Annotated in this window: 23 protein-coding genes; 14 read left to right on the forward strand and 9 right to left on the reverse strand. The window is 66.9% G+C overall.

Annotation, left to right across the window (positions count from 1 at the left end):
- Positions 1-56: 56 nt before the first annotated feature.
- Positions 57-959 carry an alpha/beta fold hydrolase gene (locus DIE02_RS06795; protein ID WP_124485137.1) on the reverse strand — a complete coding sequence of 301 codons (903 nt, stop codon included), beginning with the start codon at positions 957-959 and terminating at the stop codon, positions 57-59.
- 718 nt (positions 960-1677) lie between these two features.
- Here DIE02_RS06795 and betI point away from each other — a divergent pair.
- The 3 genes from betI to betA are packed head-to-tail and all read left to right on the forward strand — an operon-like array spanning position 1678 to position 5487.
- Positions 1678-2262, forward strand: coding sequence for a transcriptional regulator BetI (betI, locus tag DIE02_RS06800; protein WP_124485136.1), 585 nt, complete (start codon positions 1678-1680; stop codon positions 2260-2262).
- A gap of 32 nt (positions 2263-2294) precedes the next feature.
- On the forward strand, positions 2295-3764 hold the full coding sequence (gene betB, locus DIE02_RS06805; protein WP_044844377.1) for a betaine-aldehyde dehydrogenase: 1470 nt from the start codon (positions 2295-2297) through the stop codon (positions 3762-3764).
- Between the two features lie 22 nt (positions 3765-3786).
- The gene (betA, locus tag DIE02_RS06810) at positions 3787-5487 is read left to right on the forward strand and encodes a choline dehydrogenase (RefSeq protein ID WP_044844378.1); all 1701 of its coding nucleotides are present in this window, start codon (positions 3787-3789) and stop codon (positions 5485-5487) included.
- Between the two features lie 77 nt (positions 5488-5564).
- Here the strand turns inward: betA and DIE02_RS06815 are convergent, their stop codons facing one another.
- From DIE02_RS06815 to DIE02_RS06840, 6 genes are all read right to left on the reverse strand, one after another.
- Positions 5565-6689: a hypothetical protein gene (locus DIE02_RS06815; RefSeq protein WP_124485135.1), complete on the reverse strand. Its 1125-nt coding sequence runs from the start codon at positions 6687-6689 to the stop codon at positions 5565-5567.
- A 223-nt stretch (positions 6690-6912) separates the two neighbouring features.
- Positions 6913-7416, reverse strand: coding sequence for an activator protein (locus DIE02_RS06820; RefSeq protein WP_124485134.1), 504 nt, complete (start codon positions 7414-7416; stop codon positions 6913-6915).
- A 123-nt stretch (positions 7417-7539) separates the two neighbouring features.
- Positions 7540-8364, reverse strand: coding sequence for an OmpW family protein (locus DIE02_RS06825; protein ID WP_124485133.1), 825 nt, complete (start codon positions 8362-8364; stop codon positions 7540-7542).
- 72 nt (positions 8365-8436) lie between these two features.
- The gene (locus DIE02_RS06830; protein WP_124485132.1) at positions 8437-9690 is read right to left on the reverse strand and encodes a DUF2957 domain-containing protein; all 1254 of its coding nucleotides are present in this window, start codon (positions 9688-9690) and stop codon (positions 8437-8439) included.
- 71 nt (positions 9691-9761) lie between these two features.
- Positions 9762-11375 (reverse strand): DUF2957 domain-containing protein, encoded by a 1614-nt coding sequence (locus DIE02_RS06835; protein WP_124485131.1) that lies wholly within the window; start codon positions 11373-11375, stop codon positions 9762-9764.
- A gap of 630 nt (positions 11376-12005) precedes the next feature.
- Complete coding sequence (locus DIE02_RS06840; protein WP_044844384.1) at positions 12006-12302, reverse strand: cupin domain-containing protein; 297 nt, start codon at positions 12300-12302, stop codon at positions 12006-12008.
- A gap of 417 nt (positions 12303-12719) precedes the next feature.
- Between DIE02_RS06840 and DIE02_RS06850 the strand changes: the two genes are divergently transcribed.
- The 3 genes from DIE02_RS06850 (at position 12720) to DIE02_RS06860 (ending at position 15287) form a co-directional block, all read left to right on the forward strand.
- Positions 12720-13664 carry an ABC transporter ATP-binding protein gene (locus DIE02_RS06850; RefSeq protein ID WP_124485130.1) on the forward strand — a complete coding sequence of 315 codons (945 nt, stop codon included), beginning with the start codon at positions 12720-12722 and terminating at the stop codon, positions 13662-13664.
- Between the two features lie 5 nt (positions 13665-13669).
- Positions 13670-14440: an ABC transporter permease gene (locus DIE02_RS06855; protein ID WP_124485129.1), complete on the forward strand. Its 771-nt coding sequence runs from the start codon at positions 13670-13672 to the stop codon at positions 14438-14440.
- A gap of 145 nt (positions 14441-14585) precedes the next feature.
- Positions 14586-15287 carry an MBL fold metallo-hydrolase gene (locus DIE02_RS06860; protein ID WP_124485128.1) on the forward strand — a complete coding sequence of 234 codons (702 nt, stop codon included), beginning with the start codon at positions 14586-14588 and terminating at the stop codon, positions 15285-15287.
- 49 nt (positions 15288-15336) lie between these two features.
- On the opposite strand, the gene DIE02_RS06865 is transcribed toward DIE02_RS06860, so the two are convergent.
- Positions 15337-15567, reverse strand: a complete 231-nt coding sequence (locus DIE02_RS06865) for a hypothetical protein (protein ID WP_044844388.1) — start codon at positions 15565-15567, stop codon at positions 15337-15339.
- A 255-nt stretch (positions 15568-15822) separates the two neighbouring features.
- Here DIE02_RS06865 and DIE02_RS06870 point away from each other — a divergent pair, with 255 nt between their 5' ends.
- Entirely contained in the window at positions 15823-16269 is a 447-nt protein-coding gene (locus tag DIE02_RS06870; RefSeq protein WP_124485127.1) for a YciI family protein, read from the forward strand.
- A 241-nt stretch (positions 16270-16510) separates the two neighbouring features.
- A complete protein-coding gene (locus DIE02_RS06875; protein WP_044844390.1) occupies positions 16511-16942 on the forward strand; it encodes a YciI family protein in 432 nt (143 codons plus the stop codon).
- 68 nt (positions 16943-17010) lie between these two features.
- Here DIE02_RS06875 and DIE02_RS06880 read toward each other — a convergent pair whose 3' ends face one another.
- Positions 17011-17607, reverse strand: coding sequence for a TetR/AcrR family transcriptional regulator (locus DIE02_RS06880; protein WP_124485126.1), 597 nt, complete (start codon positions 17605-17607; stop codon positions 17011-17013).
- A gap of 180 nt (positions 17608-17787) precedes the next feature.
- On the opposite strand from DIE02_RS06880, the gene DIE02_RS06885 reads away from it, so the two are divergent.
- The 6 genes from DIE02_RS06885 (at position 17788) to DIE02_RS06910 (ending at position 22647) form a co-directional block, all read left to right on the forward strand.
- Complete coding sequence (locus tag DIE02_RS06885; RefSeq protein ID WP_124485125.1) at positions 17788-18558, forward strand: alpha/beta hydrolase; 771 nt, start codon at positions 17788-17790, stop codon at positions 18556-18558.
- Positions 18559-18650: 92 nt separating this feature from the next.
- A complete protein-coding gene (locus DIE02_RS06890; RefSeq protein ID WP_124485124.1) occupies positions 18651-19457 on the forward strand; it encodes a DinB family protein in 807 nt (268 codons plus the stop codon).
- Complete coding sequence (locus DIE02_RS06895) at positions 19454-20185, forward strand: alpha/beta fold hydrolase (protein WP_124485123.1); 732 nt, start codon at positions 19454-19456, stop codon at positions 20183-20185. Before DIE02_RS06890 ends, DIE02_RS06895 begins: the two co-directional genes overlap by 4 nt.
- 146 nt (positions 20186-20331) lie before the next feature.
- Complete coding sequence (locus DIE02_RS06900; RefSeq protein WP_185500329.1) at positions 20332-21180, forward strand: alpha/beta hydrolase family protein; 849 nt, start codon at positions 20332-20334, stop codon at positions 21178-21180.
- A gap of 144 nt (positions 21181-21324) precedes the next feature.
- Positions 21325-22224 (forward strand): LysR family transcriptional regulator, encoded by a 900-nt coding sequence (locus tag DIE02_RS06905; protein WP_124528852.1) that lies wholly within the window; start codon positions 21325-21327, stop codon positions 22222-22224.
- Between the two features lie 96 nt (positions 22225-22320).
- The gene (locus DIE02_RS06910) at positions 22321-22647 is read left to right on the forward strand and encodes a carboxymuconolactone decarboxylase family protein (protein WP_059466882.1); all 327 of its coding nucleotides are present in this window, start codon (positions 22321-22323) and stop codon (positions 22645-22647) included.
- Positions 22648-22681: the final 34 nt, after the last annotated feature.

Below are 22681 nucleotides of genomic sequence, written 5' to 3' on the forward strand. Positions count from 1 at the left end.
CTCGTGTGGATGAGAATTCGGATGCACCCGGCGTGCCCGGTGCGCGACGTGCTGCGTCACGACGACAGCGCCGGCATCGGCGCTGGCACGCACGCATGCGCGGCGCCGAGCGCGATGCCCGCGGCAACGGGCGGCGCGTCGCAGAAGTAGTCGAGCAGCGCCGCCCGCGTGGCTTCGCGCTGCGCGCGGCCTTCGATGTCGAGGAAATGGCCGGCGTCGGGAATCGTCGCGAAGCGTGCGCGCGGCACGTGCGCGGCCAGCTGGCGAACGTCGGCCGGCGTCGTGTATTCGTCGCGCTCGCCGTTCAGGAACAGCAGCTCGCAGCCGATGTTCGAGAACTCGCTCAGGTAGCGTTCCGGCTGCAGCGACAGGATCTGGTCGACGTGGAACGCGACCTGGTCCTGCTCGTCGCGCGGCAGCCGCGTCAGATACCGGTAGTTGTACAGCTTCATGATGCGCGGCAGGTAGCGGCCGACCGTATCGTTCAGCAGCTGCGCGGCCTTCAGGTTCTCGCCGGCCGCGATGTGGTCGCGGGCGCGCGTCACGTAGTCGACCATCGCGTCGTTCAGGAACGGCGAGAACGAGCAGATCGCCGCGCGCCGCACGCTCGGGCAGCCGCGCGCGAGCGCGAACAGCGACGCGACGCCGCCCCACGATACCGACACGAGGAACGCGGGCGCGAAACGCTCGACCAGATGCTGGAGGATCGCGGCCTCGTCGTCCTTGGTCAGGATGAAGCAGCCGGGGTTGTGCTGGCGCGACTGCCCCGCGTACGGCAGGTCGAAGCAGATCGTGTTCATCCGCTCGCCGAGATACTGGACGGTCTGCCCGAACGAGGCGGTCGTCGCGAGTGCGCCGTTGACGAGCATCGCCGTGTCGAACGACGGATCGAACACGTTCCGTTCGACGTAGACCTTCAGACCATTCGGTAGCGGGACCACGTATTTTTCGGTCGGCATCGTCGTTCTCCGGTGGATGCGGCGTCTCGGCGTCGCGGCATGCTGCAGGTGCGCAATGGCGGGCGCCGGCCCTGTCGCGGTCGTTGGCCGCGCCCATTGCCGACGCACCGCGGGAATAACCCGCGGCGCCGATTCATTCCTTGTGGTGCGGCGCCATACTAATACGGGCAATATTACTTACTCAAGTCATTCCAACGATCCCCTCTACTCCACCTGGAAATACGCCAGATTCGAATATTTTTGGCATTTTTTATGGTATGCGGAATCGACCAGAAGGTGGCGGCAATCGTTTGCGAGCGAGCCTTCAATCAACCGAACGACACAATTATTTCCTTTAAATTCAGATAGATAAAAAGTTTAAATCGATCGATTGAAACGAATTTCCAGAAATTTCCGTTAGCGGCGCAGGGCATTCGAATTTCCGGATTTACGAGAATTTCACATAGCTCGACATTCTTTCGTTCAGTAATAAATCGAATCCGGAAACATTCGCGCCCATTGCGCCGTCTTTACCGAAACCGTTTTAAACAAACTTCAAATTATTTAACCACCTTTCAATCGCTTTTTCCGCACCTGCACAATCGCGGCGGCGTCATCGGCTTTGTTCCGCCACCTCCCATCTACCGTCGGACCCCGATTTTTTATTGATTGAACGGTCAATAAAAAACCGCTAAGCTCTCGACTTCCAGGAACGGCCCGTCCGGGCGAAGGAGTCGCGATGCCGAAAGTCGGAATGCGGGAGATTCGTCGCGCGCAGTTGATCGACGCGACGCTGCGCTCGATCGACGAAGCCGGCCTGCCCGGCACGACGCTCGCCTCGGTCGCACAGCGCGCGAACATCTCGACGGGTATCGTCAGCCACTACTTCGGCGACAAGGACGGCCTGCTCGAAGCCACGATGCGGCACGTGCTGCGCGATCTGTGGGCGGCCACCACGCGCCGCCGCGTCGCCGCCCGCAAGGACCCGCGCTCCCGGCTGCGCGCGATCGCCGCCGCGAACTTCGACGTCACGCAGGTCAGCACGCCCGTGATGAAGACCTGGCTCGCGTTCTGGTCGCAGAGCATGCACGACGCGATGCTCAAGCGCCTGCAGCACGTCAACACGCGGCGCCTCCATTCGAACCTGTGCGCGGAATTCGCCAAGGCGCTGCCGCGCGCGAAAGCACGGGAAGCCGCCAGCGGCCTCGCCGCGCTGATCGACGGCCTGTGGCTGCGCGGCGCGCTCGCCGGCGGCCCGATCGACACCCGGGCTGCACTGAAGCTCGCCCACGATTACATCGACCTGCTGCTCGCGTCCGACTGACGCGTCGCGCACTCGCCCTCAAGGAGATCCTCATGTCCGTATACGGTTTGCAGCGCCTCTACATCGGCGGCGGTTACGTCGACGCCACCAGCGGCAAGACTTTCGACACCTTCGATCCCGCCACCGGCGAACTGCTCGCGCAGGTGCAGCAGGCGAGCGCGGCCGACGTCGACCGCGCGGTCGCATCGGCGCAGGAAGGCCAGCGCGAATGGGCCGCGATGACCGCGATGCAGCGCTCGCGCATCCTCCGGCGCGCGGTCGACCTGCTGCGCGAACGCAACGACGAACTCGCGGCGATCGAGACGCGCGACACCGGCAAGCCGATCGGCGAGACGCTCGCGGTCGACATCGTCACCGGCGCGGACGTGATCGAGTACTACGCGGGCCTCGCGACCGCGATCGAGGGGCTGCAGGTGCCGCTGCGCGCCGAGTCGTTCGTGTATACGCGCCGCGAGCCGCTCGGCGTGTGCGCGGGCATCGGCGCATGGAACTACCCGATCCAGATCGCCTGCTGGAAGACCGCACCCGCGCTCGCGGCCGGCAACGCGATGGTGTTCAAGCCGAGCGAAGTCACGCCGCTCACCGCGCTGAAGCTCGCGGAAATCTATACGGAAGCCGGCGTGCCGGCCGGCGTGTTCAACGTCGTGCAGGGCGACGGTTCGGTCGGCGCGCTGCTGACCGGCCATCCGGACATCGCGAAGGTGTCGTTTACCGGCGGCGTCGAGACCGGCAAGAAGGTGATGTCGCTGGCCGGCGCATCGTCGCTGAAGGAAGTGACGATGGAGCTCGGCGGCAAGTCGCCGCTGATCGTGTTCGAGGATGCCGACCTCGACCGCGCGGCCGACATCGCGGTCACCGCCAACTTCTTCAGCTCGGGCCAGGTCTGCACCAACGGCACGCGCGTGTTCGTGCACGGCTCGGTGAAGGACGCGTTCACGCAGAAGGTGCTCGAACGCGTGAAGCGCATCCGCGTCGGCAAGCCGACCGATGCCGACACCAACTTCGGCCCGCTCGTGTCGGCCGCGCAGCTCGACAAGGTGCTCGGCTTCATCGAGAGCGGCAAGGCCGAAGGCGCGAAGCTGCTTGCGGGCGGCACGCGCCTGACCGACGGCCACTTCGGCAACGGCCAGTACGTCGCGCCGACCGTGTTCGGCGACTGCCGCGACGACATGAAGATCGTGCGCGAGGAGATTTTCGGGCCGGTGATGAGCATCCTCGAATTCGCATCGGAAGACGAAGTGATCGCCCGCGCGAACGACACGCACTACGGCCTCGCGGCCGGCGTCGTGACCGAGAACCTGTCGCGCGCGCACCGCACGATCCACCGCCTCGAAGCCGGCATCTGCTGGATCAACACGTGGGGCGAATCGCCGGCCGAGATGCCGGTTGGCGGATACAAGCAATCCGGTGTCGGACGCGAGAACGGCATCACGACGCTCGAACACTACACTCGAATCAAGTCGGTACAGGTCGAGCTCGGCCGTTACAACCCGGTGTTTTGAGAACGAGAGGAGATTCCCCGTCATGACGACACGCGAATACGACTACATCATCTGCGGCGCCGGTTCCGCGGGCAACGTGCTCGCGACGCGCCTGACGGAAGATCCGAATGTCACGGTGCTGCTGCTCGAAGCGGGCGGCCCCGACTACCGCTTCGACTTCCGTACGCAGATGCCGGCGGCGCTCGCCTATCCGCTGCAGGGCCGTCGCTACAACTGGGCCTACGAGACCGACCCCGAGCCGCACATGGACAACCGCCGGATGGAATGCGGCCGCGGCAAGGGGCTCGGCGGCTCGTCGCTGATCAACGGGATGTGCTACATCCGCGGCAACGCGCTCGACTACGACAACTGGTCGACGCACAAGGGGCTCGAGAACTGGACGTATCTCGACTGCCTGCCGTACTTCAAGAAGGCCGAGACGCGCGACGTCGGCCCGAACGATTACCACGGCGGCGACGGCCCCGTGTCGGTCACGACCAGCAAGCCGGGCGTGAATCCGCTGTTCGAGGCGATGGTCGATGCGGGCGTGCAGGCCGGTTATCCGCGCACCGACGACCTGAACGGTTATCAGCAGGAAGGGTTCGGCCCGATGGACCGCACCGTCACGCCGAAAGGCCGTCGCGCGAGCACCGCGCGCGGCTACCTCGACCAGGCGCGCGCGCGGCCGAACCTCGAGATCGTCACGCACGCGCTCGCCGATCGCATCCTGTTCGACGGCAAGCGCGCATCGGGCGTCACGTACCTGCGCGGCAGCGAGCGCGCGACCGCCCATGCGCGCCGCGAAGTGCTCGTGTGCAGCGGCGCGATCGCATCGCCGCAACTGCTGCAGCGCTCGGGCGTCGGCCCCGGCGCGTGGCTGAAGGAACTCGACATCCCCGTCGTGCTCGACCTGCCCGGCGTCGGCCAGAACCTGCAGGATCACCTGGAGATGTACATCCAGTACGAGTGCAAGGAGCCGGTGTCGCTGTATCCGGCGCTCAAGTGGTGGAACCAGCCGAAGATCGGCCTCGAATGGATGCTGAACGGCACCGGCCTCGGCGCGACCAACCACTTCGAGGCGGGCGGCTTCATCCGCACGCGCGACGACGACCTGTGGCCGAACATCCAGTATCACTTCCTGCCCGTCGCGATCAACTACAACGGCTCGAACGCGATCGAGATGCACGGTTTCCAGGCGCACGTCGGTTCGATGCGTTCGCCGAGCCGCGGCCGCGTGAAGCTGCGCTCGCGCGACCCGAACGATCATCCGAGCATCCTGTTCAACTACATGGCCGAAGCGCTCGACTGGCGCGAGTTCCGCGATGCGATCCGCGCGACGCGCGAGATCATGCGGCAGCCCGCGCTCGACCGCTATCGCGGCCGCGAGCTGAACCCGGGCGCCGATTGCAAGACCGACAAGGAACTCGACGCATTCGTGCGGGCCCGCGCTGAAACCGCGTTCCATCCGTCGTGCTCGTGCAAGATGGGTTACGACGACATGGCCGTGGTCGACGAGGAAGGCCGCGTGCACGGGCTCGACGGGCTGCGCGTGGTCGACGCGTCGATCATGCCGATCATCACGACCGGCAACCTGAACGCACCGACGATCATGATCGCGGAGAAGATCGCCGACAAGATCCGCGGACGCAAGCCGCTCGCGCGTGTCGACGTGCCTTACTTCGTCGCGAACGGCGCGATGGCGCGCAATGTCGCGAAGGCGGTGCGGCAGCCTGAAACGGCGTAACCGCGCAAGCGCCCTCCCCGGGGCGCAGCAGCAACCTGCACGGCTCGCGGTGTTTTCACCGCGAGCCGTTTTTCGTTTCATCGGGCGCGCTCGCCGCCCGTATTGAACCGCGTGGTCGCAGCCGCCCTCGGCTGCACGCGTTTCGCGCGCACGATCGGATTCGAGCGCGACGTCAGGCTCATCGCGCCGCGCAAGCGATCGAACGCGACATTCTCCGTCGGTCCGAAGCGGCCGACCGCCGGCCACGCGAGCGCTTCATCGAGCCACGTCTGCCACTCGTCGCCGTGAAAGCGGCGCGCGAATTCGCGCACGATGCCCGGCGCCGCGATCACGATGCCCGCCAGCAGGTAATACGCCCAGAAGCTGCCCGCACCGACGAGCCGGTCGAGCCGGCATACGGACACCGCCGCGAGCAGACCGTCCATCGACGCGAGATCGGTGCGCCGTTCGCGAATCGCGCGCGCAACGAGGTTGTGCCGACCGCCGTACGCAGCGAAGGACACCCCGTTGCCGGCGGCAAGCTCCGCGCAGAACATCGCGAGCGCGGCCATCTCGTCGACGCGCGCGGCATCGTCGCGCGGCCCGCAGACGCGCAGCACGATCGCGTCGATGATCGCCCCGGGCTGCGCCGACGGCGCCACGCAAGCTGCCGCGACGGCCGCGCGTCGTTCTCTCAGGTTCTTCGCGGGCGGTGCTTCGCCGTTCGCGGATGGTTCCCGTACTTCGTGCTCGCCGCCATCGTCACCGCCGGGTTCGACACCGCCGGCAATCCGCTCGAGCGCGGCCCAGCCGTCGTCGGGATCGTCGAAAGCCCATGCATCGACGAAGCCGTGCGCCGAATCGAATACCGCGCGCGATCCGCGGCAGCGTCGCTCGGCATGCGCGAGCTGTGCCGTGTCGGGAATGTGCAGGCAGGCACCGAGCGGATCGCTCGCGTCGCACGCGCAACCGCCGCCGTCCGTTGCAATCCACGGCGCGAGTTCGTGCAGGACGGCGATCGCTTCGCGCGACAGGTTCGCGCCGGCTCGCCCGCGGGCCGCGCGCGCCGGCAGGACGGCCGTTGCGCCAGCGTCGGCGTCGGCCGTCGCCACGCAAACCGCTTCGTCCAGGTGTTCGATCAGATACTGCAGCCACGCGGCCGTGCGCAGCCGGTCGAGCGTCGCACCGCGGGCATCGCCATACTTCGCTGGGTCGGTAAGCATGGGGGGTCCGGAATGGTTGTCTTGTATCGGCCGAAGCAGGCGGCACGATGCGCCGCACCGGCCCCCTGCACGGCCGCCCGCCTCGGATCGCGAGGCAGGCGGCCCGCCGGCCGTCGCGCCGCTACGCGCGACGACGCGGATGCATCGCGAAACCGGAACGCCCGCCGCGCATCCCTGCACGGCCCTCGTCCATGGCGGGCGTCCGGCCTCGATCAGGTGCCGCTTACTGCACGTGGAACTTCGGCGACGTGGCAACCGTGCCGCTGACCGTGCAGTCCGGCGTCAGCACTGCGTTGTTGAACGTCAGCGACGAGTTCGGATCGCTCCACGTCGTCACGATCTTGCTCGGCCCGCAGGTACCGAGCAGCGTCACGGTCACCTTCGCGTTGTTGATCGTCAGTTGCGTCGCGCTGTCGGCCTGCCCCGTCCACGGTGCCGCGCTGGTCGCGCTGCCGCTGATCAGGCCGCACGTCGCGCCGCCCGCGAACGTCGTCGACGTGATGTTGACGATGCCCGTCGAGCTGATCGTGCCGTTGAACGTCGCGTTGCAGCTCGCGTTGATCGCCCCCTTGGCCAGGACCGTGAGGCCCGTCGCGGAGAACGGTTCCCCGTTCGGGTTCATCGCGTGCCCGTCGACGCGCGAAACGGTCACGGCGAAAGCAGGCGCGGCCGAAACCACGGTGAATGCCACTGCAGCAACAAGCGATACGAGTTTGCGAATGCTCATTTGAACTGCCCCCTCTCTCTTCACAATTGGCGGCACGCCGCCAGGAACGCGACACGCCGGCCGGATTCGCCCGGCCGCGCGGTCGCAGGAAGCCGCCGGCGTGCGCGATGCACGCCGGACGGCTCAGAACCTGTAGGAAACACCGACGAACGTGATCAGCGGGTCCGCCTTCAGCCGCGTGCGCGTGGTCGCGAGCGTCGAACCGTCGGCGGCCTTGATCACGAGCGACGAGTAAGTCTTCAGCGGCATGTAGGTCAGCGTCGCCGTGAGCCCCCAGTGCTTGTCGATCGCATAGCTCGCGCCGACGTTGTAGACCGGCGTGAACGACGACGACGCCTTGCCCTCCACCGACGTCGGCCCCGGCTTGCCGGCGCCGGCCGCGAGCACGCTGCCGAGGTTCTCGTTGATGTCCTTCGCGAAGTTGCCGTTCAGTTCGATGTTGCTGAACCAGCTGTAGGCCACGCCGATCCCGACGAACGGACGGAACTTCGCGGTCGGTGCATTGAAGTAGTACTGCAGAATGATCGTCGGGCTCCATTGCCGTGCGTTCTTCACGGCCGGCTGGTTCGCCGGCTTGTCCATGTCGACGTTGCCGAGCGAACCGGCCGGACCGGGCGGCCTGATCACGCCGTGCCCGGTCAGCGTGAACTCGGGCGGCACGCCGAGCACCGACGTCACCGCGATGTGGTCGGTGAAGAAGTGCGTGAGCGTGAGGCCGACCGTATCGGCGTTGTTGACCGTCAGGCTCGTGCCCGGCGACGTGAACGAACCGGGCAGCCGCAGCGGCCCGTTGATCGGCATGCTCGCGAGATTCGTCGTCAGCCCGTTGGTCGAATCCTGCGGCATGATGTGCAACCAGCCCAGCGTCGCGACGTTGTCGCCCGCCTGCTGGGCCGATGCGAGCGTCGACACGCCTGCGACGACACCCGCGACAATCAGCTTCTTCATCAAGTCTCCCCTCGTTTCGTCCGGGCACCGCGCCGTTGCGCGCGGCACCGCCGTGTCTCCATCCATGCGCGGTTACTGCACGAACGCACCGACCGTGAAGTACGGATTGCGCGTATCGGCCATGTCGAGGAACCCGAACACGCCGCCGGTGAACACGAACTTGCCGGTCGCCGGCCCCGACGCCGCGTCCGCGTGCACGGTCGTCACGACGCCCGGCACCTTCTGCGTGTAATCGAGGTCCAGCGCACGCGTGAGCGCGGCCTGCGATGCGTTGAACGGATCGAGCAGCGTCGCCTGCGCACCGACGAGCGCGGTCGCGCGATAGTTGAACGCGCTGTCGACGCCCGTGTACTCGCCGTTCTGCGAGCCCTGCGCGATCGCCGCCTGCGGGCTCAGGAACGAGATGCCCGACTCGTCGTCGGCGCTCGGCGGGCCCTGCGTCAGGTCCGCGTTCGCGGCGCCCGTGCGGATGAAAACCGGCACGAGCTGGTTGCGCAGCTTGCCGACGATCAGGATCCCCTTGCCGGCCTTCGCCGGATCGAGCGCGGCGAGCGTCGGCGCAATCTGCGGCTGGTAGTTCAGCGACTGGAACGCCGGGGCGTCCGCGCGCAGCGTGAAGGGCTGGTTCACGGTCGCGCTCGACGCGAGCGGCTGACCGCCGTTCTTCTTGCCGAAGTTGTCGGTCTCGACATAGCTGCCGTCCGCGTGGATCGTCACCTGTTGGTCGAGCGCCACCGGCTGGAAGTTCTGCGACGGCACCTGGTGGTAGCCGAGCTGGTTGTACGTGCCGGCGATCTTCGACAGATCGGTTTCGAGCGACGAGAAGCTGATGAACGGGTAGTACGGGAACGTCGTCTTCGGAATCCTGCCGACACCGATCACGCCGTCGAACTGGATCGTCGCGCCGGGAATCGCGCCGCCGAGCACACCTTCGCCGAGGAACAGGCGCGCCGGACGGCTCGGGTCGAGGCTCGCGTTCTGCATCCGGAACGTGCACTGGTTCAGCTTCACGGTCGGCAGGCCCGTTTCGTCGGCCAGCGTGCCGTCGACGACGTTGGCCGGCGCGGTGTCGCGCGTCGGTTGCACGGTGCCGGTGGCGGTCGGCACCGGCGATGCGAGGTAGGTCATCCGGTACGTCATCTTCGTCGTGTCGAGCTGCACCTTCACGAGTTCGCCCGAGCCGGAGCCGCCGACGAACACCGTGCCGTAGTCGATGGCCTGCGGGCACAGCCGGACCACCGGTGCGTGCGGCGGGTCGCCGTCGCCGCCGCACGCGACCAGCACGGGCGCGAGCGACGCCGCGGCCATCCAATTCTTCACATTCATAGGAATCCTCTTGAATTTCAATTCGCCGGCGGCGACGCGTGCGCCGCCGGTGTTCCGGGTTCAGTCCGCGGTTACTGGACGAACGCGCCGACCGTGAAGAACGGATTGACCTTGCTGTTGTTGACGACCATCGCGTAGACGTTGCCGGCCGTCACGAGCCAGCCCGTGTCGCCCTTGCCGAAGATCGCCACGTTGCCGTTCGCCCCCTTCGCGTCGAAGTCCTGCGAGGCCGTGACCTTGATCTTGCCGGGCGTCACCTGCGTGTAGTCGAGCGCGAACTGCGACGTGACCGACGACGTCTGCGGATCGATGAACGCCGCGGTGGCGCCCTGGAACAGCGTCGACGTATAGTTCGCGGCCATCGTCGACACGGCGGTGCCGTCGTTGCAGCTGCCGGCCTGCGCCAGGAAGAAAGTGCCGTCGAAGGTGCCGGGCAGATCCGGATGCGGGACGTTGTTGTTGAAGCTCGGCCCCGACGTCGCGATCGCGAACGTCGCGGTGCTGGGTGCCACGACGCCGCATGCGGACGCGCTCGTTGCGCCGATGAACCCGCCTTTCAGCGAATTCGCGCCGACGGCCGTGGTCCGCGACAGCATCGAGATCCCCACCTCGGCATCGGCCACCGATGCCAGCAGGTTGCTCGCGTCGATATGCGTGTAGCCCACGCGAATCACGATCGGCACCAGCACGCCGTTCAGCTTGCCGACGATCATGATGCCCTTCGCCTGACTCGGTGCGACGATGACGATTGCCGAGCCCTGCCCCGCGAACGGATAGATGAGGTTTCCGCCCGCCTTCGCCACCGGGTGGCTCACGAACACGTTGTCGGACGAACCGTCCGTATTCTTGCGCAACGCCCACGGCGTCCCGGTGGTCTGGCAGGAGTAGTCGCTGCCCGCCGTGACGGTGCACGAGCCGTCGGCATTGAACGTCTGGTTCCAGTTGACGACATCGGGTTGCCAGCCGACGGCGCCCGTGCTGCTCTGCGCGCTGCCGCCGACCGGCGACAGGTGGATGCCGAGTTCGTTGTAGTTGCCGGCGACCTTCGAGAAGTCGGTTTCGGTGTCGGTGAAGCCGATGAACGGATAGAAATCGAAGGTGCGCGACGGCACGGTGCCGAGCACGACGCCCGGGAACGGCTCGAGACCGGCGAACGCGATCGTCGCGCCCGGAATCCCGCCGCCGACCACCCCGTTGCCGACGAACAGCATCGGCGGGTCCGCGCGATTGATCGTCACCGCATACGCGCCGTCGCTCGTCGCGCCGCTGTCGAGCACGAACGCGCAGCGGTTCTGCTCGGCGGTCGGCAGATTGGCCGGATGGTGAAACGCGCCGCTGATCGTCAGGCCCGCACGCGTGTCGTTGACCTGCCCCGCCGACGTCGGCACCGACGACTCGATGAACTGCATCTGATACGTCAGCTTCGTCGTGTCGAACTTCACCTTCACGTATTCGCCGCTGCCGGCGCCGCCCGTGTAGGTCGTCGTGTAGTCGAGCGAATCCGGACACAGCTTCTTCACGGAGGGCGGTGTGGTCTCGGCGCCGCTCGGCCCGCATGCGCTGCCCGAGCACTGCGGCACGTTGATCGGGCCCGGATCGTCGCCGCCGCCGCAACCGGCGACGAACGGCAGCGCCAGCACGGCGCACGACAGGATCGCCTTCCGCCATTCAGGAATGCAAAGCATCAACCCCTCCTTTTGAGGTACGACAAGTCTCGTCCGGACGGGCTGCGTGGCCCGCCGGTTGGTATCGTGCCGCCGCGACGGCGCGACGGCGCGCGGCGCATGACGATGCGCGCAATGCGCGCCGCGTTGCCGGTCGGGCAAACGTGATCAGGACCGCCGCGGCAGGCAAGCGCTCTCCGGCGGCGCCGTCATGCGGCACGGCACCGTCGGAGCAATCGAAACGGGAAGTGGAGCGTCGCTACAGCGGCAACGCGATGTGATGACGCAGGCACGCGACTCGCGTCGCGCCCGCATCCGGCGAAAAGCAGCAAAACGGCCGTCCGGCCGGCCCCTCGGAAAGGCGTCTCATGGTGTGGTCTCCATACGTACGCTTGATTCGTTATCGTGATGCGTCGTTGGTCGAGACTATGATCGGACGATACGCACAAGTAAATGGATGCAGAGTTCCAAACGCGCCGAACCGCGCGCGCCTAGTGCGAGCAGGGCGTTTGACAATTTTTCAAACGGCCTTCATTTTATTTGCTCAGACAAATACCGGGGCTGTACAACGCGCGTTCGAACGAGGGCGCCCGACCCACGCGAGGCCCGGCGTGCGGGCCTCAGGCGGGCCTCACGCACGAGGGCGCACGCTCACACGTCGATGATCGCAAGCGTGCCGTGGCTGCCCGGCAGCACCGCGTGACGCGTGCCGGCGACCGCGAGATACATCTGTCCGGCCTCGACAACGACCGTCTGCGCGTCGACCTCGAGCATCAGCCTGCCGTCGAGCACCAGAAGCCCCTCGTTGTAATCGTGCACTTCCGCTTCGTACGGCTGCGCGTCCATGCGCAGCACCTTGATCCGGGCCGGGCCGACTTCGCCGACGATCGTGGATTGCCATGCGACGGCCTGGGCCGCCGCGACGGACTTGAAATCGATCAAAGACATGCGCACCGCTCCTGGGACGTGAGAGGAACGCATTATCGCGAGCGCGGCGCACGCCGTCCCGGTACGGCGCGGCGTCGACCGGGCAGCACAGTGGTGCCGGCCGCCACGCGCTCGCGCGAGCGTCATCCAATTGCCCGAAAACCGCGCGCATTGTTCACTCGATTCCAATAAAGCGTCGCTTTATTGAATCAAACGCGCGCATTTCACGCAAATCCCGCACCGGCATCGCATGTCCTTGCCGTTGAAATGCATTTCCATCTTCCGATTGCTAATATGGCGGTCCTGCGATCCCGCACCACAACGCCGTTCGACATGACGCCCGTTCGCCATGCCGCCCCCGCCCCGCCGCTTCGCCGCGGCGGCTCCGGGCACGCGCGGCGCGCAGCGTCGGACCGACCGGCCGTGCCATCCGTGAGCATGCAACCGATCCTTTCCGTCTCCGACCTCTCCAAGACATACGCGTCCGGCTTCCAGGCGCTGAAGCACGTGACCCTCGACATCCGCCCCGGCGAGATCTTCGCGCTGCTGGGCCCGAACGGCGCGGGCAAGACCACGCTGATCGGCTCGATCTGCGGCATCGTCACGCCGACCGAAGGCCGCGTGACGGTCGGCGGTCACGACATCCGCGACCAGTACCGCGCCGCCCGCGAAATGATCGGCCTCGTGCCGCAGGAGCTGACCACCGACGCGTTCGAAACCGTCTGGGCGACGGTATCGTTCAGCCGCGGCCTGTTCGGCAAGGCGCCCGATCCCGCGTACATCGAGAAGACGCTGAAGGCGCTGTCGCTGTGGGACAAGCGCGACAACAAGCTGATGACGCTGTCGGGCGGCATGAAGCGCCGCGTGATGATCGCGAAGGCGCTGTCGCACGAGCCGCGCATCCTGTTCCTCGACGAGCCGACGGCCGGCGTCGACGTCGAGTTGCGCCGCGACATGTGGAAGCTGGTCGACTCGCTGCGCGAAAGCGGCGTGACGATCCTGCTGACCACGCACTACATCGAGGAAGCCGAGGAAATGGCCGACCGGATCGGCATCATCCTCGGCGGCGAGCTCGTGCTCGTCGAAGAGAAGCGCGAGCTGATGCGCAAGCTCGGCAAGAAGCAGCTGACCGTGCAGCTCGAGCATCCGCTCGCGACCGTGCCGGCCGATCTCGCCGCGTTCGGGCTCGAACGCGCGGACGACGGCAACGCGCTCGTCTACACCTACGACTCGCAGCGCGACGACGCGAGCATCGCGACGCTGATCAACGCGCTCGGCTCGGCCGGCATCGGCTTTCGCGACCTGCATACGACGCAGAGCTCGCTCGAGGACATTTTCGTCAGCCTGATCGACAACCGCCGCAACGGCGCACAAGGGGCCTAACGCACATGGCGAACTGGAATTTCCACGGCATCCGCGCGATCTACCGCGCCGAAATGGCCCGCACGCGCCGCACGCTGATGCAGAGCATCATCGCGCCGGTGATCTCGACGTCGCTGTACTTCGTCGTGTTCGGCTCGGCGATCGGCTCGCGCATCAGCGACGTGAACGGCATCGGCTACGGGTCGTTCATCGTGCCGGGCCTCGTGATGCTGTCGCTGCTGTCGCAGAGCATCTCGAACGCGTCGTTCGGCATCTACTTCCCGCGCTTCACGGGCACGATCTACGAGATCCTGTCCGCGCCCGTGTCGTACTGGGAGATCGTGATCGCCTATGTGGGTGCGGCCGCATCGAAGTCGCTGCTGCTCGGGCTGATCATCCTCGCGACGGCCGGCCTGTTCGTGCCGCTGCACATCCTGCATCCGTTCTGGATGGTGCTGTTCCTCGTGCTGACGTCGATCACCTTCAGCCTGTTCGGCTTCGTGATCGGCATCTGGGCCGACAGCTTCGAGAAGCTGCAGCTCGTGCCGCTCCTGATCATCACGCCGCTCACGTTCCTCGGCGGCAGCTTCTATTCGGTCGACATGCTGCCGCCCGCGTGGCGCATCGTCACGCTGTTCAACCCGATCGTCTATCTGATCAGCGGCTTCCGCTGGTCGTTCTACGGGCTGGCCGACGTGCACGTGGGGATCAGCCTCGCGGCGACCTCGCTGTTCCTCGCGATCCTGCTTGCAGTCGTCGCGTGGATGTTCCGCACCGGCTACAAGCTGAAGAACTGACGCGGCTCGGCCAAGGGGGCGCCGCGGTTCGCGGATTCGGAGCCGCGCTGCTAGACTGGATCGGAAGATCGACTGCTGCCGTCTGCCGCGCCGCAACCCGCGACGCGCGGACGGCCCGGCTCCCTTCCCTGCGCGAGGATCCCCGATGAGCGCCTCCCGAATCGACGTCGTCCGCGACGGCCTGTTTCGCGCCACGTCCTACGTCGAAACGCTGAACCTGAGCTTCAGCCAGTTCTTCGTACGATCGCCGCACGGCGACGTGCTGTGCGTCGAAACGGGCACCCGTTCCAATTTCACCCAACTGAGCGCGGCACTCAACACCATCGGCATCGCGCCGTCGATGGTCAGCAGCGTGATCGTCCCGCACTTCGAGGCCGACGAAATGGGCGCGCTGCCCGACTTCCTCGCGGCCAACCCGGCGCTCGTCGCGTACGGGCATCCGATGTGTACCTGGGGGCTTGCCGACGTATTCGGCGTACATGCGGTTCCGCTGACGGACGGTGAACCGAGGACGCTGTCGGGCATCGACGTCGTGCCGGTCTTCACGAAACACGTGCATCAGTGGGATTCGCTCGTCGTGTACCTGCCGGCGTACAAGGCGCTGCTGTCGTCGGACATCCTGATGCGCTTCGGCAGGGAGGAAACCGACGACCCGCTGCCGGCGATCCTCGACGCGATCACGCGCTCGGACTACCTGCCGTCGCTCGCGCACCTGGCGAGCGCACTGCGCCGCATCCAGGCGCTCGATCTCGACATCATCCTGCCGATGCACGGCCCGGCGATCACGCACGACATTGCGCGCGTGATCGCCGGTGTGATCGCGCATTGCGACGCGGCCGCGGCATAGCGCACGCGCTGTCGCGTGCGGCAGCCGGCAGCCCGTCACCCGTCGCCGGTCAGGCGCCGGTCACGACGAATTCGGCGGACGCCTTGCTCTGGACCGCGGCCATCACCGCGAGTTCGCGCTTGCTGCGCGGCTCGCCGGCCACGACGCCCGTCGCATGCTTGGCCTTCGCGCCGAGCGGAAAGAACACGAACGACGCGCCGGCCGGCGCATCCGGCTCTGCCCGCAGGCGTTTGTTCAGAATCTTCAGGTACTTTTTCTTCGAGACTTCCTTCGTTGCCATGGCGCCCTCCGCATGAACGTAATGCAGACCAGCATACCAGTTTTGACCGGCGGCTCCAGCGCGCCGCGGCACGATCGACCCGTACCGGAATCAACCGGCTTGCGCGACTCGCCGCGTCATCGGGCATCGAGATTTTTTTCGCGCGATGTCGATTCGCGCGATCGTCGCGCGTCGTAGTGTCGTAACCGATCGATTTGCCGTCCGCACGGCCGGCCGGTCGCGGATCTTCCCTTTCCCGTTCAAGGAGTCACAACGATGCGCGTCATGGTAATCGTCAAGGCAACGGCCATTTCCGAATCGGGCGCGATGCCCGATACCGAACTGCTGGCCGCGATGGGCCAGTACAACGAGGAACTCGTGAAGGCCGGCGTGATGCTGGCCGGCGAAGGGCTGCACCCGAGTTCGCGCGGCAAGCGCGTGCACTTCTCCGGCAAGGACCGGACCGTCATCGACGGCCCGTTCGCCGAAACCAAGGAACTGATCGCCGGCTACTGGCTGTGGCAGGTCGACTCGATGGAAGAAGCCGTCGAATGGGTCAAGCGCTGTCCGAACCCGATGCCGATCGAATCGGACATCGAGATCCGCCAGGTGTTCTCGCCCGAGGATTTCGGCGCGGAATTCACGCCCGAGCTGCAGGAGCAGGAAGCGCGGCTGCGCGCGCAACTCGGCGACGGCCCGAAGGCGCCGCCGGCCGGGAACTGACGGAGCGCACTGACCTGCCCGCCGGGCGGGCCGCCTCGCAGCCGTGCGCGGCGACCCGCCCGGAAAGTCTCGGGTCGATCGCGCCCCGGCACCGCGCCACCCGCCGTTCCAGCCTGCCCTTCGGCGCTTTTTTTTCACCTCCGTTGTCGATTTCCCTGCTTGCCGGCCGTCCTGATGTCGTAAGCCCCGTTCGCCTTCCGGCGGACGGTCATCCGACCACCCACCCCAAGGAGATACGACCATGCGCGTCCTGGTAATCGTCAAGGCCACCGCCGATTCCGAATCCGGCCGGATGCCCGACCCTGAAATGTTCGCTGCGATGGGCCGCTTCAACGAGGAGCTGGCGAAGGCCGGCATCCTGCTGATCGCCGACGGCTTGCAGCCGAGCATGCGCGGCAAGCGCGTCCACTTTGCCGGCAAGAACCGCACCGTCATCGACGGCCCGTTCGCCGAAACGAAGGAGCTCGTCGCCGGCTTCTGGCTGTGGCAAGTGAAATCGATGGAAGAGGCGGTCGAATGGGTGAAGCGCTGCCCGAATCCGATGCGCGGCGACTCCGACATCGAAATCCGCCCGCTGTTCGAAGCCGAGGACTTCAGCCCGGCATTCACGGCCGAACTGCAGGCGCTGAAAGCGACACTGAGCGCGCAAGCCGAGGCCGGGAAGCGCACGTAAGCCGTGTGGCGTCTGGCGACTCCACATGACCGCCGGGCGCCTTCGCTACCCGCCGACGCGTGCATGGCTCACGCGCGATTGCGCGGCACCGCGAGCCGCTCGACCGCCCCAGCGGTCACGTCCCTGAACATCCCGGCATTGCCGTACGCCCGCGCGGCAAGCATCGCGCCATAGACCAGCGACACGAACGTCGCGGCCTCGGTCTGCACCGACACGCCCGGCTGCACGACGCCGTCTTTCACCCCTGTGTCGAGCACACGCACCAGCCACGCCGCAAGGTCGTCGAAATGCGCCTTCACCGCCCGCGCGACTTCGTCGGGCAGCGCCGGCAACTCCGCGCCGAGCATGCCGGCGACGCAGAACGGCGCGCTGTCGTCCGCGATGCAGCGTTCCCAGTAGCCGATGTATGCGCGCATCTGCACCAGCGCGTCGGCACCGCTCGCGTCGAGCAACGCCATGTCGGCATCGAATTTCGCCTGCGACTGCTGCAGCACGGCGACCGCCAGATCCGCCTTCGTCGGAAAGTGGTGGTGAATGCTCGCCTTCCTGATGTCGATCGCGTCGGCGATGTCGGCATAACTGAACCCGCTGTAGCCGCGCCGCATGATCAGTTGCCGCCCGGCTTCGAGTATGCGCCCCGCCGTACTGTCCCCTGATACCGTCATCTTGCCTACCATCTAGTCGGATGAAAAACATGGATAGTTTACCTCCCTGAGATACTCTTTTCCAGCCGTGATTTCTTCTTGCACATCACACTACCTACTAGTAGGATGATTTCATCGACGGAACAAGACGCCTGTCGATATCCGACGGTTCCTACCCTGTCTTCCTTCTGGAGAATGAAAATGAAGCGCTTTTCCCAAGTCCGCCAGATCGCCGCGGCACTCGCCCTGACCGCCGCCGCACTCGGCTCGCATGCGGCCGTCGCGGCCCCCGTCAAGAACGTCGTGCTGGTTCATGGCTACTTCGCCGACGGCTCGGGCTGGCAAGCCGTCTCGAACATCCTGACACGTGACGGCTACAAGGTTTCCGTCGTGCAGCAGCCGGAAACGTCGTTCGACGACGACGTGAAGGCAACCCGGCGCGTCGTCGACGCGCAGGACGGCCCGAGCATCCTCGTCGGCCATAGCTACGGCGGCGCGGTGATCACCGAAGCCGGCAACGACGACAAGGTCGCGGGCCTCGTCTACGTCGCAGCATTCCAGCCCGACACCGGCGAAAGCCCGCTCGAACTGACCAAGAAGACGCCGCCCGCGACAAAGGCGATCAAGGCCACCGAAGACGGCCATCTGTATTTCGACGAAGCGTCGTTCCATGCCGACTTCGCGGCCGACGTGCCGGCCGCCCAAGCGAAATTCATGGCGATCTCGCAAGTCACGCCGGCCGCGCAGTCGTTCGGCGTTCCGATCACGCACGCCGCATGGCGGACGAAACCGAGCTGGGCGGTGGTCGCCACCGCGGACCGCGCGATCAACCCCGAGCTCGAACGCTTCATGACGCAACGCGCCGGCAGCAGGACGATCGAACTCAAGTCGAGCCATGTCGCCTACATCTCGCATCCCGCTGAAGTCGCGAAGCTGATCGAACAGGCAGCCCGGGGCACCGGCAAGGAGTAATGCAGCGCGTTGCCCGAAGCGCGCCGGTTGACGCTGTCGGTCCAGTAACGTATCGTTTTGACACGTTACTGGACCGACAAACGCTTTCCATCATGCATTCCCGTTTCGACCGTTTTCGCGCGACGCCGCTCGGCACGCAACTCGAAGCGCTGATCGCGCGGCCTGAGCGCTATGTCGAATTCGCGGCGCTGTCGCGTGTCGGCGTCGCCGCGATCGGCGCGATCCAGCACGAAATCGCGCACAAATTCCCCGAAATCGAAGCCGATACGACGGCCCGGCAGTTCTGCGGCGCGATGGTCGCCGACGTGATGCGCCGCCACGGGCATGACGTCGTGCAGGCGCGCGGCCGGATCGGCGGCGCGCTGTTCAGCTACGGCGCGGTATTCAGCGCATTTCCGCAGGTGCTGCCGTTCGCCGACGTCGTCGCCAGGCTGGCCGCGATGCCTGCGCGGATCGCCGCGTATGCCGCGCACTTTCCCGCCATGCTCGTCACGCGCCGCCCGGCCGGTACGGGTTTCTCGCTCGTCGAGCACGCATGCCACCTGCGCGACCTCGACGCGGTGTTCGCCGAACGCATCGAAGTCGTGCGCGCGCACGAGCTGCCGGTGATCGCCTCCGTCGACGGGACGGCACTCGCCGCGCAGCGCGACTACCTGGCACAGCCGCTCGACGACGCGCTTGCCACGTTCCACGCCGGGCGCGCCGCGCTGTGTGCGACGGCCGCCGCGCTGCAACCGTCGGAACTGGCGCGCTGCGGGCTGCGCGACGGCATCCGCCGGATGTCGCTCGACGAACTCGTGCGCGAGCTGCTCGACCACGATCGCACCCACGTGCTCGAACTCGACGAACTGCTCGCCGAACTCGAATTGCCGCCCCTTCCGTCGTCGACCGCCCAATGAGCCAGCCCGCCCCGCCCGTCGTCTTCGTCCACGGTTTCATCGGCACGTTCGACGTGCCCGCATGGCCCGGCCCGCATCTCGCCCCCGACCTGCTCGGCTACGGCGTCCATCGCGACACGCCGTTCGACGCGATCACGCTCGCCGCGCAGGTCGAGCATCTGCGGCAGGCTGTCGACACGCACTACGGCGCGCAGCCGGTCGATCTCGTCGGTCACTCGGTCGGCGGCGCGATCGCGATGCTGTTCGCCCATGCCCACCCGGCGCGCGTGCGCCGGATCGTCAACGTCGAAGGCAACTTCACGCTCGACGACGCATTCTGGTCGGCGTCGGTTGGCCGCATGTCGCCCGCGCAAGCCGACGCGATGCTCGACGGCCTGCGCAGCGATCCATCCGGCTGGCTGCGCGGCGCGATCGACGAACCGTCGCCGCGCCAGCTCGACGACGCGCGCCGCTGGCTCGCGCATCAGCCGGCGTCGACGCTGCGCGCGATGGGACGCTCGGTGGTCGCGACGACGGGCGAACCCGGCTATCTGCAGCTGCTGGCCGAAGTTTTCGAGCGCCATCCGGTGCGGCTCGTCGCCGGCGACCGCTCGCGCGCGGGCTGGCACGTGCCGGACTGGGCGCTCGCGCGCTGCGCCGGCTTCGAGACGATCGCCGGCTGCGGGCACCTGATACCGGCCGAGCGGCCCGCCGCGTTCCGGGAGGCGCTGGCGCGCTGCCTCGGCTGACGCGCGCGGCCGCCGGACTGCGCGCCGGCCACCTGACAACTCGTAGGATTCGCCGAAATTTGGCTGAAAGGCACGGTTGCTAGAGTCGCCAAACAGGGTTTTCCCGATGCCCGACTGCCGAACGGAAACGACACATGCGAGGCTCCATGAACCTGATCCGCACGTTCTGGCTACTGCTGCTGCTCGCCGTCGCGGGCCCGGCCCTCGCCTTTCAGACGCGGGTCGTCGCGATCCCGAGCGCGGCGATGAACGAGACGCTGAAGGCGACCGTCGTGCTGCCGGACGACTATGCGCGCCTGCGCCACGGGCCTGAACGCGCCGTCGAGCGCTTTCCGGTCGTCTACCTGCTGCACGGCTCCGGCGGCGACCACACCGACTGGACCGCGAACACGCGGATCGCCGCGCTGGCCGATCGCCATCACGTGATCCTGGTGATGCCCGACGGCGGACACGAAAGCTGGTACATCGACAGCCCGTTCGACTCGGGCAGCCGCTACGAAACCTTCGTCGGCGACGAAGTCGTGTCGTATGTCGACATGCACTTCAGAACCATCGCGACCAAGGGCGCACGTGCGATCACCGGGCTCAGCATGGGCGGCTTCGGCGCGCTGCGCATCGCGCTCGACCGGCCCGACACGTTCGGCGCGGTCGGCAGCATCAGCGGCGCGGTCGATCCGCGCTGCTGCGAGGACGAGCCCGGCATCGACCACGTGTTCGGCGATCCCGTCCGCCATCCGTCGTTCTGGAACCGCAACGCGATCGTCGAAAGCGCGCGCGCGTTCGTCCGTGCGCATCTCGACCTGACGATCGACTGCGGCCGCGACGACTCGTTCGTCAGCTCGAACCGCACGCTGCATCAACGACTCGTCGCACTCGGCGTGCCGCACGACTATGCGGAGCGTCCGGGCGGTCACACGTGGGACTACTGGGCGCACGCGATCCGCTACCAGATGCAGTTCTTCGCGACGTCGTTCCAGCACGGCGGCTACGCGTAGGATCCGCCCACCCGTGTCGCGCGCCATCCGGCCGGCGTGACGCGGGCAGCCTGACGCGCATCGCGCTGCCGCGCCCGTGGGTCGTCGCAGCGCGCGACGGACCCGATGGTAGGATGCGCAGGCATCGACCACCCGACTTCCTCCATGCCGCGCGACAACTTTGCGGACCTGCTCGCCTTCATCGCCGTCGCGCGCGAGCGCAGCTTCACGCGCGCGGCCGCCCGGCTCGGCGTGTCGCAATCCGCACTCGGCCACACGATCCGCTCGCTCGAGACGCGTCTCGGTGTGCGGCTGCTCACGCGCACGACGCGCAGCGTGGCGCCGACAGAAGCCGGCGAGCGCCTGCTGCTCAACCTCGCGCCGCGCTTCGACGAAATCGAGGCCGAACTGTCGGCGCTCGCGGAACTGCGCGACAAACCGGCCGGCACCGTGCGCATCAACGCGACCGACTACGTGATCCGCACGCTGCTGTGGCCGAAGCTGTCGCCGATCCTGCGCGACTACCGCGACCTCAAGGTCGAGTTCGTAACCGACTACGGGCTGTCCGACATCGTCGCGGAACGCTTCGACATCGGCGTGCGACTGGGAGACCAGGTCGCGAAGGACATGATCGCGGTGCGCATCTCGCCCGACCTGAAAATGGCGATCGTCGGCGCGCCCGCGTATTTCGCGCAACGCGAGCACCCCGCGAAGCCGCAGGATCTCGTCGCGCACGACTGCATCAACCTGCGGCTGCCGACGCACGGCGCGCTGTACGCGTGGGAACTCGCGCGCGGCGACGACACGCTGCAGGTGCGCGTCGACGGCCAGGTCACGTTCAACGGCACCTATGAAATGCTCGACGCGGCGCTCGCAGGCTACGGCCTTGCGTACGTGCCGGCCGAACTCGCCGCGCCGCACGTCGGTACCGGCAGGCTCGTCAGCGTGCTCGACGACTGGTGTCCCACCTTTCCCGGCCACCACCTGTACTACGCGAGCCGGCGGCAATCGTCGCGGGCTTTCGCGCTGATCGTCGACGCGCTGCGCCATCCCGGCCATTCATGAACCGGTTCGATAAGTGCATGCGCATTCCTGGGGATTATCGATAGGCGCGTCGGTGGCTACCATCGTCGATGTCTTCCACGTCCTCCGGAGCCCTCGATGTCCGAACCGACTTCCGCCGCGCGCCAGGCCTTCGGCGCAATCGCGCCGGCTCTCGCCGACTACACCGACAACGTGCTGTTCGGCGACGTGTGGCAGCGCCCCGGCCTGTCGCCGCGCGATCGCAGCCTGATCACGGTCGCGAGCCTCGTCGCGCTGTATCGCGTGAACGAACTGCCGTTCCATCTGAAGAAGGCGCTCGACAACGGCATCACGCGCGACGAGCTGATCGAGGCGATCACGCATCTCGCGTTCTATTCGGGCTGGCCGACCGCCAGCTCGGCGCTACCGATCGCGAAGCGCGTGTTCGACGAAGCAGGCGTGTGAGCGCCACATCCGGACCGCACGCTCATTCAACCGA

Source organism: Burkholderia sp. Bp8991 (genome assembly GCF_003853795.1).
Classification (GTDB): Bacteria; Pseudomonadota; Gammaproteobacteria; order Burkholderiales; family Burkholderiaceae; genus Burkholderia.

Coding starts and splice junctions, on each gene's coding strand:
- DIE02_RS06795 (WP_124485137.1), bottom strand. CDS start 959: ATGCCGACCGAAAAATACGTGGTCCCGCTACCGAATGGTCTGAAGGTC.
- betI (WP_124485136.1), top strand. CDS start 1,678: ATGCCGAAAGTCGGAATGCGGGAGATTCGTCGCGCGCAGTTGATCGAC.
- betB (WP_044844377.1), top strand. CDS start 2,295: ATGTCCGTATACGGTTTGCAGCGCCTCTACATCGGCGGCGGTTACGTC.
- betA (WP_044844378.1), top strand. CDS start 3,787: ATGACGACACGCGAATACGACTACATCATCTGCGGCGCCGGTTCCGCG.
- DIE02_RS06815 (WP_124485135.1), bottom strand. CDS start 6,689: ATGCTTACCGACCCAGCGAAGTATGGCGATGCCCGCGGTGCGACGCTC.
- DIE02_RS06820 (WP_124485134.1), bottom strand. CDS start 7,416: ATGAGCATTCGCAAACTCGTATCGCTTGTTGCTGCAGTGGCATTCACC.
- DIE02_RS06825 (WP_124485133.1), bottom strand. CDS start 8,364: ATGAAGAAGCTGATTGTCGCGGGTGTCGTCGCAGGCGTGTCGACGCTC.
- DIE02_RS06830 (WP_124485132.1), bottom strand. CDS start 9,690: ATGAATGTGAAGAATTGGATGGCCGCGGCGTCGCTCGCGCCCGTGCTG.
- DIE02_RS06835 (WP_124485131.1), bottom strand. CDS start 11,375: ATGCTTTGCATTCCTGAATGGCGGAAGGCGATCCTGTCGTGCGCCGTG.
- DIE02_RS06840 (WP_044844384.1), bottom strand. CDS start 12,302: ATGTCTTTGATCGATTTCAAGTCCGTCGCGGCGGCCCAGGCCGTCGCA.
- DIE02_RS06850 (WP_124485130.1), top strand. CDS start 12,720: ATGCAACCGATCCTTTCCGTCTCCGACCTCTCCAAGACATACGCGTCC.
- DIE02_RS06855 (WP_124485129.1), top strand. CDS start 13,670: ATGGCGAACTGGAATTTCCACGGCATCCGCGCGATCTACCGCGCCGAA.
- DIE02_RS06860 (WP_124485128.1), top strand. CDS start 14,586: ATGAGCGCCTCCCGAATCGACGTCGTCCGCGACGGCCTGTTTCGCGCC.
- DIE02_RS06865 (WP_044844388.1), bottom strand. CDS start 15,567: ATGGCAACGAAGGAAGTCTCGAAGAAAAAGTACCTGAAGATTCTGAAC.
- DIE02_RS06870 (WP_124485127.1), top strand. CDS start 15,823: ATGCGCGTCATGGTAATCGTCAAGGCAACGGCCATTTCCGAATCGGGC.
- DIE02_RS06875 (WP_044844390.1), top strand. CDS start 16,511: ATGCGCGTCCTGGTAATCGTCAAGGCCACCGCCGATTCCGAATCCGGC.
- DIE02_RS06880 (WP_124485126.1), bottom strand. CDS start 17,607: ATGACGGTATCAGGGGACAGTACGGCGGGGCGCATACTCGAAGCCGGG.
- DIE02_RS06885 (WP_124485125.1), top strand. CDS start 17,788: ATGAAGCGCTTTTCCCAAGTCCGCCAGATCGCCGCGGCACTCGCCCTG.
- DIE02_RS06890 (WP_124485124.1), top strand. CDS start 18,651: ATGCATTCCCGTTTCGACCGTTTTCGCGCGACGCCGCTCGGCACGCAA.
- DIE02_RS06895 (WP_124485123.1), top strand. CDS start 19,454: ATGAGCCAGCCCGCCCCGCCCGTCGTCTTCGTCCACGGTTTCATCGGC.
- DIE02_RS06900 (WP_185500329.1), top strand. CDS start 20,332: ATGAACCTGATCCGCACGTTCTGGCTACTGCTGCTGCTCGCCGTCGCG.
- DIE02_RS06905 (WP_124528852.1), top strand. CDS start 21,325: ATGCCGCGCGACAACTTTGCGGACCTGCTCGCCTTCATCGCCGTCGCG.
- DIE02_RS06910 (WP_059466882.1), top strand. CDS start 22,321: ATGTCCGAACCGACTTCCGCCGCGCGCCAGGCCTTCGGCGCAATCGCG.